1 pseudogene is annotated in these 739 nt (G+C 76.6%); it reads right to left on the minus strand.

What is annotated here, in order from left to right:
* Nucleotides 1-716 (minus strand): annotated as a pseudogene (locus tag FUT87_RS24490) (hypothetical protein); the annotation flags it as partial.
* Nucleotides 717-739 lie beyond the last annotated feature (23 nt).

Genomic DNA, 739 nt, shown 5'->3' on the forward strand with positions numbered 1-739 from the left:
CAGGGCACGCCAGCGGCGGCCAGCGCGCGGCCCAGCAGCGTGAATTGGCGGTGGCTGCGACGCGGTATTGCGGCCCGCCGACGATCAGCAGCACGCCGGTGTCCGAGGGCGCTGTCGCCGCGGTGGCCTCGGCCGGCTCGCTCAGCAGGCGACCAGCGACGCGCCCTCGCAGGTCGATGCGCAGCAGGCTGTCGCGGTGCGTGGTGGCGGCGAGCGCGCTCATGCGGCGATGGCCTCGGCGGCGCCGCGGCGAAGTCAGCCTCGGCCCGCAGCGCGGCGAGGCTGGCCTCGATCAGGCGGGGGGCTTCCTCGATCTCGGTCGCGGCCCAGAAGGACGGTCCCTGGCAGACCGCCGCGCGCACCTCGGCGCCCTGGGCCTGCCAGGCCTGCACGGCCATCGACGCGGCCGGGGTGAGCGTGGCGTCCTCGCGCGGCGAGAGCTCCAGCCAAGCGACCCGCGCCACGCGCGGCGAGGGCTTGAGCTGCGCGGCGTCCAGCCCCTCGGCCAGCGCCGGGGCCAGCAGGTAGCCGGCGATCTCCACCGGCTCGCCGCGCGCGAGCTGGTTGCGCATCGCCTGCACGGCGCCCTTGGCCTGGCCGCCGATCAGGTCGGCCGCCACGCGCAGCCGCATGAACTGCTGGAGCTGGAGCTTGCCCACGGTCACCGGTTGCCACAGCAGCAGGTGCAGCGGCCGGTCGGTCACCGCGTCGAACACGGCCGGCGCCAGCAGCGCGCCGG

It is taken from the genome of Mitsuaria sp. TWR114, assembly GCF_007997345.1.